Genomic DNA, 16,153 nt, shown 5'->3' with positions numbered 1-16,153 from the left:
GCCGCGCCGTACACTGCCGCCCATGCAAATCTACATGGTGGGCGGTGCGGTGCGCGACAGGCTGCTGGGCCGCCCGGTCAACGACAGGGACTGGGTCGTCGTCGGCGCCACGCCCGACGAAATGGCGGGGCAGGGCTACCTGCCCGTGGGGCGCGACTTCCCGGTGTTCCTGCATCCCCAGACGCACGAGGAATACGCCCTGGCGCGCACCGAGCGCAAGAGCGGGCGCGGCTACCGCGGCTTTGCGGTGCAGGCCTCGCCCGAGGTCACGCTGGAGGAAGACCTCTCGCGCCGCGACCTCACGATCAACGCCATCGCGCAGCCGGCCGATGCGGCCGGTGCCTCCGCCTCCGACCCCTCGGCAACGCACGGCCTGTGCGACCCCTACGGCGGCGTGCGCGACCTGCAGGCGCGCGTGCTGCGCCACGTGACCGACGCCTTCCGCGAAGACCCCGTGCGCATCCTGCGCGTGGCCCGCTTCGCCGCGCGCTTCACCGACTTCACCGTGGCCCCCGAGACCCTGGCGCTCATGCGGGAGATGGTCGAGGCCGGCGAGGTGGACCACCTGGTGGCCGAGCGCGTCTGGCAGGAACTGGCCCGCGGCCTGATGGAGCCCGCGCCCTCGCGCATGTTCGAGGTGCTGCGCGCCTGCGGTGCGCTGGCCGTGCTGCTGCCGGAGCTCGACCGCCTGTGGGGCGTGCCCCAGCGCGCGGAATACCACCCCGAGGTCGATACCGGCGTGCACGTGATGATGGTGCTGGACATGGCCGCGCGGCTGCAGGCGCCCCTGGCCGTGCGCTTTGCCTGCCTGGTGCACGACCTGGGCAAGGGCACCACCGCCGCCGACGTGCTGCCGCGCCACATCGGCCACGAAACCCGCAGTGCCGAACTGCTGCGCGACGTGTGCGAGCGCCTGCGCGTGCCGGTGGACTGCCGCGAAACCGCCGACGTGGTGGCGCGCGAGCACGGCCACATCCACCGCAGCGCGGACCTCAACGCCGCCGCCCTGGTGCGGCTCCTGGAGCGCTGCGACGCCCTGCGCAAGCCGGCGCGCTTTGCCGAGGTGCTGCTGGCCTGCGAATGCGACGCGCGGGGCCGGCTCGGCTTCGAAGAGACGCCCTACCCCCAGCGCCCCCGGCTGGCGGCCGCCCTGTCGGCAGCGCAGTCGGTCGTGACGGCGGAGATCGCCGCCCGCGCCGCAGCGGCCGGCGCCGCGGGCCCGCAGGTGGGCGAATGGATCCGCAAGGCGCGGGTGAGCGCGGTGGCCGACTGGCTGGCCGCACAGGGCGGATGCCCTTCCTCTGCCCCGGGGCGCCCGCAAGCGGACCGTTGAAAGCGATCGCCCGCTGAACAGTCAGCGGGTTGCGGTGCGCACCCAGCGCACGATGTCCGCCGCGCCCAGCGCGCCGGAAATGCGGGCGGACTCGCGGCCGTTCTGGAACAGGATCATCGTCGGGATGCTGCGGATCTGATGGCGCGTCGCCAGCGTCGGGTGGGCCTCGGTGTCCAGCTTGGCCAGGCGCACCTGCGGCTCCAGCTCGCGCGCGGCCTGCGCGAACGCCGGGGCCATCGCACGGCAGGGGCCGCACCAGGGCGCCCAGAAATCCACCAGCACCGGAATGTGGCTGCGCTGCACGTGGCGCTCGAAACCATCGGCATCCAGCGCCAGAGGGGCGCCGGTGAAGAGCGGCTGATGGCACTGCCCGCAGTCGGGCGCGCTCGCCAGTTGGTCTGCCCGCACGCGATTGGTGGTGTGGCAATGGGGGCAGACGATGTGCAGGTGCGAGGTGTCGTTCATGGAAGGCCGCAATGAGGAAGGGTGGTGGCCCAGGCAGGCACGTGGCACCGGGGCAGGCCCATCGCACATGGGCGCTGCGGCGGGCGTTTTCAACCCGCCTACAGCCGTCCTGCCTCGGCGCCTACAGCCCGCGCGAAGGCTTCTGGTAAGGTGGCTGGCAATGCAAAATCTACCGCTACTGACTGCGAGATACGCACTTTTCCTCGATTTTGACGGCACACTCGCCGATATTGCGTCCCACCCCGATGCGGTGCAGGTGCCCCCGGGCATCGTGCCGGCGCTGCAGGCGTTGCACGAACGGCTGGGCGGTGCCCTGGCCATCGCAACGGGCCGCACGCAAGCCGACATCGACCGATTTCTGTCCCCCCTTCAACTGCCGCTGGCTTGCGAGCATGGCGCCCAGTACCGCCTGAACAGCGGGCTCGTGGGTGCCGTGCCGGCCATGGATTTGACGGCGGTCATCCGCACCATCGAGGCACTGCGCGACCGCTATCCCGCCCTGGTCCTGGAACGCAAGAGCGCCGGCGTCGCGCTGCACTACCGCCAGGCGCAGGAACTCGAAGCGCTGTGCCGATCGACGCTGGAGCATGCGCTCAAGCACGCGCCCGGGCTCGAACTGATGCAGGGCAAGTGCGTGCTGGAGATCAAGCCCTCGGGCCCCAGCAAGGGACGGGCGATCACCGACTTCATGCAGCACCCGCCCTTCCAGGGCCGCATCCCCGTGTTCGCGGGCGACGACGTGACGGACGAGAACGGCTTTGTCGCCACCCAGGCGCTGGGCGGCATCGGCATCAAGGTGGGCACGGGCGAGACGCAGGCGACGGTGCGCTGCGACGACACCACCGTCCTGCGCGAATGGCTCTACCAGATGGCGGCGCCGGAAAGGCCCGCCGCATGAAGACCGGTTCCCATTTCGGCCCGCCCGCCGAGCCCTCGCTCGCCCTGGGTCTGATCGGCAACTGCGCCATCAGCGCACTGGTGGATGCCCAGGCGCACATCGTGTGGTGCTGCCTGCCCCGCTTCGACGGCGACCCGGTGTTCAACGCCCTGCTGCAGCCGGGCGACGAAGGCAGCCGCTTCGCCATCGAAATCGAAGACCTCGCCACCACCGAGCAGTGGTACGAGCCCAATACCGCGATGCTGCGCACGCAGCTCACCGACCGTTCGGGCAACAGCATCGAGATCACGGATTTCGCCCCGCGCTTCTACGCCCGCTCGCGCTACTTCCGGCCCATGATGCTGGTGCGCCGCGTGCGGCGGCTGGAGGGCGCACCGCGCATCCGCGTGACGGTGGACGTGCGCTACGGCTGGGGCAAGGACGCGCCCGAGATCACGCAGGGCAGCAACCACATCCGCTACGTGGGCGAGGAGCTGACGTTGCGGCTGAACACCGACGTCCCCATCTCCCACGTGCTGTCGGGCCAGCCCTTCGTGATGGCGCGCGAGCACAACTTCCTTCTGGGTGCCGACGAATCGCTGCCCACCGGCATCGCCGACACGGCGCGCCACTACGAGCAGGAAACCGTGTGGTACTGGCGCCATTGGACGCAGCGCCTGGCCGTGCCGCTCGAATGGCAGGACGCGGTGATCCGCGCGGCCATCACGCTCAAGCTGTCGCTGTTCGAGGACACCGGCGCCATCGTGGCGGCCATGACCACGAGCATTCCCGAATCCGCGGACAGCGGCCGCAACTGGGACTACCGCTACTGCTGGCTGCGCGATGCGTTCTTCGTCGTGCGGGCGCTCAACAGCCTGTCCGAGACGGCGACGATGGAGGACTACCTGCGCTGGCTCAGCAACGTGGTGGCCGAGGCCAGCGACGGCCACATCCAGCCGCTGTACGGCATCGGCCTGGAGCACGACCTGCCCGAGGCCTTCGTGCCGCACCTGGCAGGCTACCGGGGCATGGGCCCGGTGCGGGTGGGCAACCAGGCGGCCGAGCATTTCCAGCACGACGTGTACGGCAACATCATCCTGGGCGCGGCCCAAGCCTTCCACGACCAGCGGCTGCTGCACCCGGCGGGCGCGACCGAGTTCTCGCGCATGGAGCAGATCGGCGAGCTGGCCGTGCGCGTGTACGGCCAGCCCGACGCCGGCATGTGGGAGCTGCGCACCCGCGCCCGCGTCCACACCTCATCGGCGCTGATGAGCTGGGCCGCCTGTGACCGCCTGGCCAAGATCGCCCACTCGCTGCAGTTGCCGGAACGCGCCGACTACTGGAGTGCGCACGCCCGGTCGATGCGCGACGAGATCCTGGAAAAGTCCTGGAGCGAGGAGCGCCAGGCCTTTGCAGAGAGCTTCGGCGGCAACGAACTGGACGCCAGCGTGCTGCTGATGGCCGAGGTGGGCCTGATCGACCCGATGGACCCGCGCTTCGTCTCGACGGTGGACGCCATGGAGGCGTCGCTCTGCGACGGCCCCTACATGCGCCGCTATGAGGCCGCCGACGACTTCGGCAAGCCCGACACTGCCTTCAACATCTGCGCGTTCTGGCGCATCGACGCGCTGGCCCGCATCGGCCGAAAGGCGCAGGCGCGCGAGATCTTCGAGGCCCTGCTGGCCACGCGCAACGCGCTCGGACTGCTGTCCGAGGACACGCACGCGCAGACCGGGGAGATGTGGGGCAACTTCCCGCAGACCTATTCCATGGTCGGCATCATCAATGCCGCCGTCCGGCTGTCCGACCCCTGGGACAGCGTGATCTGAAAGGCGCCGCATCCGCTACGCCCACCCCGACTGCCCGTTCGCACCGCAAGGAAATTTCCCATGAGCCGCCTCGTCGTCATCTCCAACCGCATCGCCGATCCCCGCAAGCCCGCCGCCGGAGGCCTGGCGGTCGCGCTGGGCGAGACGCTGAGCCGCACCGGAGGCCTGTGGTTCGGCTGGAGCGGCAATATCTCCGAAGACGGCCTGCCCGGCGAAGGCAAGCTGCAGACGCGCCAGGCGGGCACCGTCACCCTGGCCACCGTGGACCTGTGCCAGGAAGACCACGACAGCTACTACAGCGGCTACAGCAACAGCGTGCTGTGGCCCGTGTTCCATTACCGGCTGGACCTGGCGGATTTCAACGCCAGCTACATCGCCGGCTACCGCCGCGTGAACCAGATGTTCGCCCGCAAGCTGCTGCCGCTGCTCAAGGAAGACGACACCATCTGGGTGCACGACTACCACCTGATCCCGCTCGCCGCCGAGCTGCGGGCGCTGGGCTGCCGCCAGCGCATCGGGTTCTTCCTGCACATCCCGGTGCCGCCGCCGCTCATCATGGCCGCCATCCCGCAGCATGAATGGCTCATGCGCTCCCTGTTCGCCTACGACCTCGTGGGCCTGCAGAGCGAGGCCGACGTGTCGCACTTCACGCGCTACCTGAGCAACGAGGCCAATGCGGAAACCGTGGGCCCGCAGCACCTGCGCGCCTTCGGCGCCACGGTGCAGGTGGGGGCCTTCCCCATCGGCATCGACGTGGACGAATTCACCCGCCTGGCCGCCGCGCCCGAGGCCGTGCAGACCTTCACCGCCATGCGCGACGAGTATTCGCGCCGGCGCCTGCTGCTGGGCATCGACCGGCTGGACTATTCCAAGGGCATCCCGCAGCGCGTGCGCGCCTTCCGCGAGCTGCTGGCGCGCTACCCCGAGAACCACCACAGCGCCACGCTGGTGATGATCGCCTCGCCCACCCGCGACAGCGTGGACGCCTATGCCGACCTGCGCCAGGAGCTGGAAGGCCTGTGCGGCGCCATCAACGGCGACTACGGCGAACTCGACTGGATGCCGCTGCGCTACATCCACCGCACCGTGGCCCGCAAGCGCGTGCCGGGCCTGTGCCGCGCCGCCGCCGTGGGCCTGGTGACGCCGCTGCGCGACGGCATGAACCTCGTCGCCAAGGAATACATCGCCGCCCAGGACCCGGACGACCCTGGCGTGCTGGTGCTGTCGCGCTTCGCCGGCGCGGCCGAGCAGATGAAGGAAGCGCTGCTGGTCAACCCCTACGACACGCAGGGCATGGCCGACACCATCCAGACCGCGCTGCAGATGCCGCTCAAGGAACGCCAGCGGCGCCACCAGGCGTTGATGGAGCGCATCCGGGAGCACGACATCCACTGGTGGCGCAAGACGTTCCTGGAGACGCTGGGCTGAGGGGCTTCAACCGGACGGGCCGGCTCGGAAATGCCGGCAAGCCCGCCTGGGCCGCCACGACCACCGCGCGCGCCTGAATCGCCCGGCATCGCCCTCAGAACGCCTTCAGCCGCTCCTGCAGAAAATCCAGAAAGCACGCGATGCGCGCGGCCAGCTGCGTGTTGCGGTAGTACACCGCGCTGATCGGCTGGCGCACGTCGGCCGTGTCCTTCGCCAGGATCTGCACCAGATCGCCCCGCTCGCGGTCGGCGGCGGTCATGAAGTCGGACAGGCACACGATGCCCGCACCCCGCAATGCCAGCTGGCGCAGCGTTTCGCCGCTGGAGGCGGTGATCGCCGGCGTGATGGGCCATTCGTCGCCATGCGCGCCGCGCAGCGGCCAGCGGTTGAGCGACTCGACCTGTGAAAAACCCAGCAGCGTGTGGCGGCCGAGGGCCGCCGCGGTCCTGGGCCGGCCGTGTTCGGCCAGATAGGCCGGACTCGCCAGCACCCGGATGCGGCTCGTGGCCAGCGGCCGGGCGTGCAGTGTGGAGTCGCGCAGCGGGCCGATGCGGATCGCCACGTCGGTGCGGCGCGCCAGCAGGTCGATGTTCAGCTCGTCAGTGTCCAGCTCCAACGTGATCTGCGGGTAGGCGCGGCGGAACTCGGGCACCAGCGGAACGACGGCGTGCAGCATGAACGGCGTGGCGGCGTTCACGCGCAGGCGGCCGGCGGGCTGGAGCCGGCGCGCGGCCATGTGCTCCTCGGCATCGTCCAGGGCGGCGAGGATGGCGCGGGTGCGGGCCAGGAAGGCCTGGCCCTCTTCGGTGAGTTCGATGCGGCGCGTGGTGCGGCGCAGCAGGGTGGTCTCGAGCTTCTTCTCCAGCCGCGCCAGCGCCCGGCTGATGCCGGAGACGGTCTGGCCCAGGTGCTCGGCGGCGGCCGTGATGGAGCCGCCGTTCACCACGGCGGCAAAGGCCTGGAGTTCTTCGAGCGTGGTCTTCATGGTGCGCGGTCCAGCCCTTTCATTGTTGATTCCAGGGCAATTATCTATGGAGCGAAACCGGGTTTTTCTGCAAAGGATAAACCCGCAGACTCGGCGCATCTTCAGGAGTGCTTCCATGCCCATTGCCTTGTTCGCGCTGACGCTCAGCGCTTTCGCCATCGGCACGACCGAGTTCGTGATCGTCGGCCTGCTGCCCACCGTGGCGGCGGATCTTTCCATCGGCCTGCCCTCGGCCGGCCTGCTGGTGAGCCTGTACGCGCTGGGCGTGGCCGTCGGCGCACCGGTGCTCACCGCCCTCACCGGCAAGGTGCCGCGCAAGGCGCTGCTGCTGTCGCTGATGGCCTTGTTCACGGCCGGCAACCTGCTGGCGTGGCAGGCGCCAGGCTATGGCCCGCTGGTGGCGGCGCGCATTCTCACCGGACTGGCGCACGGGGTGTTCTTCTCGATCGGTTCCACCATCGCCACGGGCCTCGTACCGCGCGAGAAAGCCGCGAGCGCCATCGCGGTGATGTTCACGGGCCTCACGGTGGCGCTGGTGACCGGCGTGCCGCTGGGCACGTTCATCGGCCAGCACTTCGGCTGGCGCGAGACCTTCCTGGCCGTGTCGGCGCTAGGCGTGGTGGCCTTCATCGGCAGCGCGCTGTTCGTGCCGCGCGACATCGCCCACACCCCGCCCGCCTCTCTGGCGCAGCAGGCGCGCGTGCTGGCCGAGCCGCGGCTGCTGCTGGTGTATGCCAAGACGGCCATCGGCTACGGCGGCTCGTTCATTCCGTTCACGTTCCTCGCGCCGATCCTCACCGAGGTGTCGGGGTTCAGCGCCGGGGCGGTGGGCTGGGTGATGCTGGTCTATGGCGTGTCGGTGGCTGCAGGCAACCTCTGGGGCGGCCGACTGGCCGACCGCAAGGGGCCGATTGCCGCGCTGCGCATCGTGTTCGCGCTGCTGGCCGCCGTGTTGCTGCTGCTGCAGTTCACGGCGCCCCACCCCTGGCTGGCGCTGGGCACCGTGCTGCTGTGGGGCGCGGTGGCGTTCGGCAACGTGCCGGGGCTGCAGGTGTATGTGGTGCAGCAGGCCGAGCGCTTCACGCCGCAGGCGGTGGACGTGGCCTCGGGCCTCAACATCGCCGCGTTCAACCTGGGCATCGCCGGCGCGGCCTGGGCCGGTGGCCTGATCGTGACGCACCTGGGCCTCATGCACACGCCGTGGATCGGCGCCCTGGTGGTGCTGGTGTCGCTGGCCCTCACGCACTACAGCGGAGTACTGGACCGCCGCAGCGGCTTCGCGGTGCGCACGGGCAGCCCGGCTGCCGCGGCCCATTGATCCGGCCGCTTTCCATGGCCAACCTTTTTCCGTTCACCCCTTCATTGCCACCGGAGATTTTCATGACCACACCCGTTGCCTCCCCCACCGTGCCCGCCTTCGGCCTGGGCACCTTCCGCCTGAAGGACCAGGTCGTCATCGACTCGGTGAAAACCGCGCTGGCGCTGGGCTACCGCCACATCGACACCGCGCAGATCTACGGCAACGAGGCCGAGGCCGAGGTCGGCCAGGCCATCGCCGAGAGCGGCGTGCCGCGCGACGAACTGTTCATCACCACCAAGGTCTGGACCGAGCACCTTGCGGCCGACCGGCTCGTTCCCAGCCTGCAGGAAAGCCTCGCCAAACTGCGCACCGACCGGGTGGACCTCGCGCTGATCCACTGGCCGTCGCCCGGCGGCGCGGTGCCGGTGGGAGAGTCGCTGGGCGCACTGGCCGACGCCCAAGCGCAGGGACTGACGCGGGCCTTCGGCGTATCGAACTTCAACACCGCCCTGCTGCGCGAAGCCATCGCCACCGTGGGCGCGGACCGCATCGCCACGCACCAGATCGAGCTGCACCCCTACCTGCAGAACCGTGCGGTGGTGGACTTCGCGCGCAGCCAGGGCATCCACACCACGTCGTACATGACGCTGGCCTACGGCCAGGTGCTGCAGGACCCGGTGATCCAGGCCATCGCCGCGGAGCTGGCGGCCACGCCGGCGCAGGTGGCCCTGGCCTGGGCCATGCAACGGGGCCATGCGGTGATTCCCTCGTCCACGCAGCATGCCCACCTGCAAAGCAATCTGAAAGCACCGCAGCTGCGCCTGACGGACGGGCAGATGCAGCGCATCGCCGCGCTGGAGCGCGGCGGCCGGCTGGTCGATCCGCAAGGCCTGGCACCGGCCTGGGACTGACCCGGCCCGCCCCGTGCGCGGCGGCTATTCCTCGGAGGAAAAGCCCGACGCCGCCACCACGGGTGCCCAGCGCTCGCGCTCCTGCGCCAGTTGCCGCGCGAACTCTTCGGGGGTGCTGCTGACGGGCTCGAAGCCCAGCTTGGCCAGCGACTCCACCACGGCCGGATCGCGGATCGCCTGCTGCGCCAGCGCCAGCAGCCGGTCGACCTGCGCGGCGGGCGTCTTGGCGGGCAGGTACAGCCCGTAGCTTTCCACGCCGTGGATGCCGGCAAAGCCTTGCTCCTCGAACGTGGCGACATCGGGCAGGAAGCGCGAGCGCCGCGTGTCGGTCACGCCCAGCACGCGCACCCGGCCGGTGGGCAGGTGCGGCAGGCAGTCGCCCACGCTGAAGCAGCCGGAGGCGACCTGCCCGCCCATCAGGTCCTGCAGGCCCGGGGCTGCGCCGCGGTAGGGCACGTGTGTGAGCTGGATGCCGGCCGCGCGGGCGAACTGGTTGCCCAGAAAGTGCGGCATGGCGCCGGCCGCGGGCGAGGCGTAGCCCTCGGGCTCGGTCCGCGCCTTCGTCCAGTCGGCGAACTGGCGCAGGGTCTTGACCGACTCGGGCACCTTCGGCCCGACCATGAAGCCGCAGGTGGACAGGGCTACCGGCGTCACGGCGATGAAGTCCGTGGCCGGCCGGTACTGCAGGCGCTTGTACACGTGCGGGTAGATGGTCAGCATGGACGAGGGGCTGAGCACCAGGGTGAGCCCATCGGGCGGCGCGTCCTTGAGCGTGGCCAGGGCAATGCGCCCGCCCGCGCCCACCTTCTGCTCGACCACCGTGGTGGTGCCGGTGCGGCCACGCCACTGCTCGGCCAGGCGGCGGGCCACCACGTCGATCGATCCCCCGGCGGGAAACCCCACCAGGATGCGGGGCACGCCCTGTTGCGCCCGTGCGGGCGCTCCAAGGCCAGCGGCGGCCAGCCCTGCCAGCGCCAGGCCGGCCTGGCGTCGGTTCATCTTCGTCATGCGTTGTCTCCTTGTGCAGGTTCTGTTGGGGCAAGGCCGGAAAGCATGCCAGACGACCGTGCCGGCCGGAACCACGGGGCCATCAGGGGGGCGGGGATCAAGGGAGGGGCGCGGACGACGCCGCTGCCGCCGCCGTTGCCAAGCGCTCCAGCAGCGGATGCAGTTGCCCGCCGCCCTCGCCCACGGCCTGCACCAGCGCCGCATCGTGCGCCAGCACCGCCTCGCTCAGCCGCTGCAGCGCGGCACGGCCCGCGGGCGTGGGATGCAGGGTCCAGCCGCGGCCATCCAGCGGATCGGGAGCGCGCCGCACCCAGCCCTGGGCGTGCAGCCAGTCCACCAGGCGCATGCCGCCGCTGCGGTGCAGCCCCATCGCATCGGCCAGCACGCCCTGGCGCAGGCCCGGGTTGCCCGCCACCAGCACGAGCGCGGCGAAGCGCTGCGGGCTCACGTCGGCCTGCGCGGCGACGGCCCGCTGAAAGTGCAGGTACAGCGCGTTCTGCGCGCGCCGCAGCGCATAGCCCATGAGCTGGTCGAGCACGCCGTAGTCCAGGCCCGGCAGGGGGCGCAGCTCGCCCTCGGGCGCATCCGGGGGGCGCGCCGGCGCCGCAGGCTTGGCCGGCGCATGGGAGGGCAGGGTTTTCGCGCGTGCCGATTTTTGTTGCATGGCGCAACAATAGGCGGCGCCATCGCACGGCGTCAAGCAGGACAACCCGGAGACACACCATGCCCTCTGCACCGCTTCACATCGTCGTCGCCGGCGGCGGCATCGGCGGCCTCACGGCCGCGCTGGCCCTGGCGGCGCAAGGCCACCGCATCACCGTGTGCGAGGCCTCCGCGCACCTGAAGCCGCTCGGCGTCGGCATCAACCTGCTGCCGCACGCCGTGGCGGTGCTCGATGGCCTGGGGCTGCTGCCCGCGCTGCGCACGATGGGGGTGGAGACCGCGGCGCTGGTCTTCGCCAACCGCCACGGCCAGCCGATCTACGAAGACCGGCGCGGCGTGGCCGCGGGCTACAGCCATCCGCAGCTGAGCGTGCACCGCGGGCAGCTGCAGATGTTCCTGTGGGACGAGGCGGCGCGGCGCCTCGGCGCGGCGGCGATGCGCAGCGGCGCCCGCGTCACCGGCAGCACGCAGGACGACGCCGGCGCCACCGCCCACATCGCCCATGCCGATGGCCGCACCGAGGCGCTGCCCTGCGACCTGCTGGTCGGCGCGGACGGCATCCATTCGGCGCTGCGGCGCCAGTTTTATCCCGATGAAGGCGCGCCCTGCTGGAACGGCATGATGATGTGGCGCGGCACCACGGTCGCGCGGCCTTTCCTGGACGGGCGCACCATGGTGCAGGCCGGCCACCGCCGGGCGAAGTTCGTGGTCTACCCGATCGCACCGCCCGCGGCGGACGGCACGCAGCTCATCAACTGGGTGGCCGACCGCCGCCTGCGCGAGGACGGCTTCGGCGGCGGGCTCCGGGCGCCCGACCGCGCCGACTGGAGCCGGCCCGGCGCGGTGGACGACCTGCTGCCCACCTTCGGCGCGTGGCGCTTCGACTGGCTGGACGTGCCCGGCGTGATCCGTGCGGCCACGCAGATCCTGGAGTGGCCCATGGTGGACCGCGACCCCCTGCCCCGCTGGCGCCACGGCCGCGTCACCTTGCTGGGCGATGCCGCGCACCCCATGTACCCCATCGGCTCCAACGGCGCCACGCAAGCCATCCTGGACGCCCGCGCGCTGGCCGATGCGCTGCACGCGCAGCCCGAACCCGTCGCCGCGCTGGAACACTACGAGGCCGCCCGCCGTCCCGCCACCGCCCACATCGTGGCCCTGAACCGGCAGGAGGGCCTGGACGCAATCCTCGACATGGTGGAAGAACGCGCCCCCGAGGGCTTCGCGCGCATCGAGGACGTGATGGACCCGGCCGTGCTGGCGCGCTGGGTGCAGGAATACAAGGCCGCGGCCGGCCACCGGCAGGTCGAAGCAAAATCGGCCTCCAGCGCATGATTTTCTAGGGCATAATGCTATTATTTTTATAGCAACCAACTGCCTTGCTTACCAACGGGGCGCGGGCGGGCGGCGCCCCGGCGCCCACTGCCGATAATCGCCCGATGCCCCGCACCTCCCAACAACTCCATCCCCACCGCGAACCGGTGGCCACGCGCGCCGCGGCCACCGTGCTGCTGCTGCGCGACGCGCCGGCAGCCGGCGGCGGCACCGGGCTCGAAGTGCTGATGACGCGCCGCTCGCCGAACGCCAGCTTCGCGCCCGACGCCTATGTGTTCCCGGGCGGCGGCATCGACGCGCTGGACGCCGCGCCCGCCTCGCACGCTGCCGCGGACCGGCGCGCCACGCAGAACGACCTGCGCGTGACCCAGGCCATCGCCGCCATCCGCGAGAGCTTCGAGGAACTGGGCGTGCTGCTGGCGCGCCGTGCCGATGGCCGCTTCGCCGGTGCCGCTGACATCGCCGCGCTCGACCGGCACGCGCCGTTCGTGGCGCAGTGCCAGGCGCGCGGGCTGCGGCTGGCGGCCGATGCCGTGTTCCTGCTCGCCCACTGGACGGCCGACCGCGACCTTCCGCGCCGCTTCGACGTGCCCTTTCTCGTGGCGCGCATGCCCGAGGGCCAGGAACCCGTGGCCGACGAGGCCGAGCAGTTCGAGCCTGTGTGGGTGCGCCCGGCCGACGCGCTGGAGCGCCATGCCGCAGGGCGCTTCTTCATGATCTACCCCACCATCCGCACGCTGGAGCGGCTGGCGCGGTTCGACGGCGTGGACGCCGTGCTGGCCGCCGTGGCGCACGAGGCGCCGCTGTGGACCAGTTGCCCGCGCGCCGGGCTGCTGGCGGGCCGGGAATCGCGCCACATGGAGCACGAGCCGCCCTTCGGCGAACTGGCGCTGGTGTGCCCCGACGGCCAGATCGTGCACCCGCTCGACTGGCAGAGCGACCGCCCGGTGCCGCTGCTGCGTAACGTGCAGCGCCTGACCGCGCCCAACCCCGGCGTGATGACCGGTCCCGGCACCAACAGCTACCTGGTGGGCGACCCGGCCACGGGGTTCATCGCCATCGACCCCGGCCCGCAGGATGCCGAGCACCTGGAGCGCCTGTGGCGCGCGGCCGGCGGCGACATCCGCATGATCGTGTGCACGCATTCGCACCCCGACCATTCCCCCGGCGCGCTGCCGCTGCAGGCCCGGGTGGCCGCCCATGGCCGCGCGGCGCCGCCCATCCTGGGCCTGCCGTCGGCGCCCACCGCGCGCGCGGCCAGCCACTTCGTGCCCGAGCGCGCACTGGCGCAGGGCGAGCGGCTCGTGCTGGCCGGCCCGTCGCCCGAGGGCGAAGTCACGCACACGCTGGAGGTGGTGCACACCCCCGGCCACGCGGCCAACCACCTGTGCCTGCTGCTGGTCGAAGACGGCCTGCTTTTCAGCGGCGACCACATCCTGAACGGCAGCACCACGGTGGTGGACCCGCCGGACGGCAACATGGCCGACTACCTCGACTCGCTCGACCGGCTCGATGCGGTGTGCGAGCGGCACGGCGTGCAGTTCATCCTGCCCGCGCACGGCTACGTGCTGGGCGATGCGCGCGGCGCCATCGCCGGCCTCAAGGCCCACCGCCTGGCGCGCGAGGCCAAGGTGCTGGCCGCGATGCGGGCCTTTCCCGATGGCAGCCCGGACGACTGGGTGCGCCACGCCTACTGCGATGTGCCCGAGCGCATGTGGCCGGTGGCCCGGCGCTCGCTGCTGGCCCATGTCGAGCGCATCCGCGCACTGAACCTTTCCCTGGAGCCCGGCCATGTCTGATCCCACCCGCGAACACATCCGCCTCGCCAAGCGCGTGGCCGAACAACTGGGCTGCTCGCGCAGCACGGCCGAGCAATACATCGAGGGCGGCTGGGTCCGCGTGGACGGCCGCGTGGTCGAGGCGCCCGGCGCCCGCGTCTCGCCGCACCAGGCGGTGGCCATGGACCAGGACGCCAACCTGATGGAGCTGACCCCGGTGACCCTGCTGCTGCACAAGCCCGTGGGCTACGAAGCGGGACTGGGCAGCCCGGGCACACCGCAGGGCCCGGTCGGCGCGGCGCCGGCAGGCCCAGGCCGCCATGGAAGCCACGGCAGCCGCAGCCAGGGCGAGCCCTCGGCGCTCACCCTGCTCGGCGCGGCCTCGCATGCGGCCGACGACGCCAGCGGCACGCGGGTGCTGCAGCGGCACTTCCGGGCGCTCGAATGCTTCACCCCGCTGCCCACGCCCGCGAGCGGCCTGGTCGTCTACACGCAGGATGCGCGCATCGCCCGCAAGCTGGCCGAAGACATCGAATCGCTGGAGCAGGAATGCATCGTCGAGGTGCAGGGCACGCTGTCCGACAGCGGCCTGAAAAAGCTCTGCCACGGCCTGAGCTTCAACGGCCGCCCGCTGCCGCCCATCAAGGTGAGCTGGCAGAACGAGACGCGCCTGCGCTTTGCGCTCAAGGGCATCCGCCCCGGGCAGATCCCGGCCATGTGCGAAGCCGTGGGCCTGTCGGTCGTGGCCATCAAGCGCATCCGCCTCGGCCGCGTGCCGCTGGCCAAGGTGCCCGAGGGCCAGTGGCGCTACCTGCAGCCGTGGGAAAAGTTCTGATGCCGGTGGGCGCCCCGCCGCGCGCAGCACCACCGCAAACGCTACAAAATCAGTAGCTGCCACCGCAAGTTGGTATTGCGCTACAGGCCGATGGACAGGCCACCGATGCCCCAGGGGCTGCGCTACACTCCGCGGCACCGAGGAGAGCAGCCCATGGACATGACCCCACCACCCGCAGACAGGGTGTCTTCCACCTTCACATCGCACGGCATCGAACCGCATGCCTTGGTCTTCACCGGCAGCGGCGGCGAATACTTCCGGGTGTGGATCGTGAACGTGCTGCTGGGCATCCTCACGCTCGGCCTGTACACGCCCTGGGCCCGCCGGCGCACCGCGCAGTACTTCTACGGCCACACCCTGGTGGCCGGCAGCCCCCTCGAATTCACCGCGCAGCAGCGCCGCATGGTCTTCGGATTCGTCGTGCTGCTGGGCCTCACCGTCGCCTACCAGATCGCCGTGCGCACGGGGCAGGACGCCACCGTGGGCCTGTTCCTGATCGGCGGCGCCCTCCTCGCCCCGCTGATCTGGGGCAGCGCCATGCGCTTTCGCCTCGCCAACACGCGCTGGAAGGGGCTGCGCCTGCAGTTCAACGCCAACTGGCGCGAGGTCTACCAGGCCAGTTGGCCGGTGTTCGCCATCGCCCTCGTGGGCATGGCGGTGTTCTTCGGCCTGCAGGCCCTGGCGCCCGAGGCGCAGTTGCCGGCCGGTGGGCGCAAGCTGCCACGGGTGACGGGACCCATGTGGGGCCTGCTGGCCGTGGGCCTGGTGCTCATCGTGCTGTGCTTCATCCGCCTCGAATACAACTACCGCAGCCTGCTCGTGCTGCGCTCGCAGATCGGCGCCGAGCCCGGCCGCTGGAAGCCGGAGTACGTGGATTTCGTCAAGGTCTGGGTCGCCACCGTGCTGGTGTTCCTCCTGTCGTCGGCCATGCTGGGCGCCGTCATCGCCGCGGCGCTGAAGGGCTCGTGGGCGCTGCTGGCCAACTCCACGCAGCGCATGGGGCTGTGGCTGTTCGTGTTCATCGTGCTGGGCTTCATCCTGTTCTTCGTGGTGTTCCTGCTCGCATCGGCCCCCGCGCGCGCCTTCCGCGAAGCGCGCATGTTCCAGCTCATGTGGAACAACATCGGCGTGAGCCACATGGCCCGCTTCAAGTGCGACCTGCGCGCGGGCCGCTACGTGGGGCTGCGGCTCAAGAACATCCTGCTCACCGTCGTCACGCTCGGGTTCTACCGCCCGTTCGCCCGCGTGAGCGAATACCGCATGAAGCTCGAATCGGTCACCCTGCACATCAAGGGCGGCGTGGACCAGGTGGCCGGGCAGCTCGTGCGCCAGCAGCAGGGCGGCGTGGGCGATGCGCTGGCCGACGCGGCTGGCCTCGACCTGATCGGCTGACGCTTCGCCGTTGC

Annotated in this window: 14 protein-coding genes; 10 read left to right on the top strand and 4 right to left on the bottom strand. The window is 71.0% G+C overall.

Annotated features, from left to right (window positions below; genetic code table 11):
* Window positions 1–22 precede the first annotated feature (22 nt).
* Window positions 23–1,333, top strand: coding sequence for a multifunctional CCA addition/repair protein (locus AVKW3434_RS04440; protein ID WP_284404811.1), 1,311 nt, complete (start codon window positions 23–25; stop codon window positions 1,331–1,333).
* Window positions 1,334–1,354: 21 nt separating this feature from the next.
* Here the strand turns inward: AVKW3434_RS04440 and trxC are convergent, their stop codons facing one another.
* Window positions 1,355–1,798 (bottom strand): thioredoxin TrxC, encoded by a 444-nt coding sequence (gene trxC / locus AVKW3434_RS04435; protein WP_284404809.1) that lies wholly within the window; start codon window positions 1,796–1,798, stop codon window positions 1,355–1,357.
* Between the two features lie 160 nt (window positions 1,799–1,958).
* Between trxC and otsB the strand changes: the two genes are divergently transcribed.
* From otsB to otsA, 3 genes are read left to right on the top strand one after another with little or no spacing between them, the layout of a single operon-like run.
* Window positions 1,959–2,696 (top strand): trehalose-phosphatase, encoded by a 738-nt coding sequence (gene otsB, locus AVKW3434_RS04430; protein ID WP_284397952.1) that lies wholly within the window; start codon window positions 1,959–1,961, stop codon window positions 2,694–2,696.
* Window positions 2,693–4,504, top strand: a complete 1,812-nt coding sequence (locus AVKW3434_RS04425; RefSeq protein WP_284404807.1) for a glycoside hydrolase family 15 protein — start codon at window positions 2,693–2,695, stop codon at window positions 4,502–4,504. Before otsB ends, AVKW3434_RS04425 begins: the two co-directional genes overlap by 4 nt.
* 60 nt (window positions 4,505–4,564) lie before the next feature.
* Window positions 4,565–5,932 (top strand): alpha,alpha-trehalose-phosphate synthase (UDP-forming), encoded by a 1,368-nt coding sequence (gene otsA, locus AVKW3434_RS04420; RefSeq protein WP_272565231.1) that lies wholly within the window; start codon window positions 4,565–4,567, stop codon window positions 5,930–5,932.
* 94 nt (window positions 5,933–6,026) lie between these two features.
* Here the strand turns inward: otsA and AVKW3434_RS04415 are convergent, their stop codons facing one another.
* Entirely contained in the window at window positions 6,027–6,917 is an 891-nt protein-coding gene (locus tag AVKW3434_RS04415) for a LysR substrate-binding domain-containing protein (RefSeq protein ID WP_284404805.1), read from the bottom strand.
* A gap of 115 nt (window positions 6,918–7,032) precedes the next feature.
* Here AVKW3434_RS04415 and AVKW3434_RS04410 point away from each other — a divergent pair, with 115 nt between their 5' ends.
* Entirely contained in the window at window positions 7,033–8,235 is a 1,203-nt protein-coding gene (locus tag AVKW3434_RS04410; protein ID WP_284404802.1) for an MFS transporter, read from the top strand.
* A 62-nt stretch (window positions 8,236–8,297) separates the two neighbouring features.
* On the top strand, window positions 8,298–9,128 hold the full coding sequence (gene dkgB / locus AVKW3434_RS04405) for a 2,5-didehydrogluconate reductase DkgB (RefSeq protein WP_284404800.1): 831 nt from the start codon (window positions 8,298–8,300) through the stop codon (window positions 9,126–9,128).
* A 24-nt stretch (window positions 9,129–9,152) separates the two neighbouring features.
* On the opposite strand, the gene AVKW3434_RS04400 is transcribed toward dkgB, so the two are convergent.
* Both AVKW3434_RS04400 and AVKW3434_RS04395 read right to left on the bottom strand, forming a co-directional pair.
* Window positions 9,153–10,136, bottom strand: coding sequence for a Bug family tripartite tricarboxylate transporter substrate binding protein (locus AVKW3434_RS04400; protein ID WP_284404798.1), 984 nt, complete (start codon window positions 10,134–10,136; stop codon window positions 9,153–9,155).
* Window positions 10,137–10,233: 97 nt separating this feature from the next.
* A complete protein-coding gene (locus AVKW3434_RS04395) occupies window positions 10,234–10,800 on the bottom strand; it encodes a MarR family winged helix-turn-helix transcriptional regulator (RefSeq protein WP_284404796.1) in 567 nt (188 codons plus the stop codon).
* Window positions 10,801–10,859: 59 nt separating this feature from the next.
* Here AVKW3434_RS04395 and AVKW3434_RS04390 point away from each other — a divergent pair, with 59 nt between their 5' ends.
* The 4 genes from AVKW3434_RS04390 to AVKW3434_RS04375 all read left to right on the top strand — a co-directional run bounded on the left by AVKW3434_RS04390 (window position 10,860) and on the right by AVKW3434_RS04375 (window position 16,139).
* Entirely contained in the window at window positions 10,860–12,134 is a 1,275-nt protein-coding gene (locus AVKW3434_RS04390) for a flavin-dependent oxidoreductase (protein ID WP_284404794.1), read from the top strand.
* Window positions 12,135–12,238: 104 nt separating this feature from the next.
* Window positions 12,239–13,933 carry an MBL fold metallo-hydrolase gene (locus tag AVKW3434_RS04385; protein WP_284404792.1) on the top strand — a complete coding sequence of 565 codons (1,695 nt, stop codon included), beginning with the start codon at window positions 12,239–12,241 and terminating at the stop codon, window positions 13,931–13,933.
* On the top strand, window positions 13,926–14,747 hold the full coding sequence (locus AVKW3434_RS04380; protein WP_284404790.1) for an RNA pseudouridine synthase: 822 nt from the start codon (window positions 13,926–13,928) through the stop codon (window positions 14,745–14,747). Before AVKW3434_RS04385 ends, AVKW3434_RS04380 begins: the two co-directional genes overlap by 8 nt.
* A 159-nt stretch (window positions 14,748–14,906) precedes the next feature.
* Window positions 14,907–16,139: a YjgN family protein gene (locus AVKW3434_RS04375; protein ID WP_502869035.1), complete on the top strand. Its 1,233-nt coding sequence runs from the start codon at window positions 14,907–14,909 to the stop codon at window positions 16,137–16,139.
* Window positions 16,140–16,153 lie beyond the last annotated feature (14 nt).

It is taken from the genome of Acidovorax sp. SUPP3434, assembly GCF_030159015.1.
Taxonomy (GTDB): Bacteria; Pseudomonadota; Gammaproteobacteria; order Burkholderiales; family Burkholderiaceae_C; genus Paracidovorax.
Note: the sequence above shows the minus strand (reverse complement) of the source record. Positions and strands in the feature narration are given on the sequence as shown.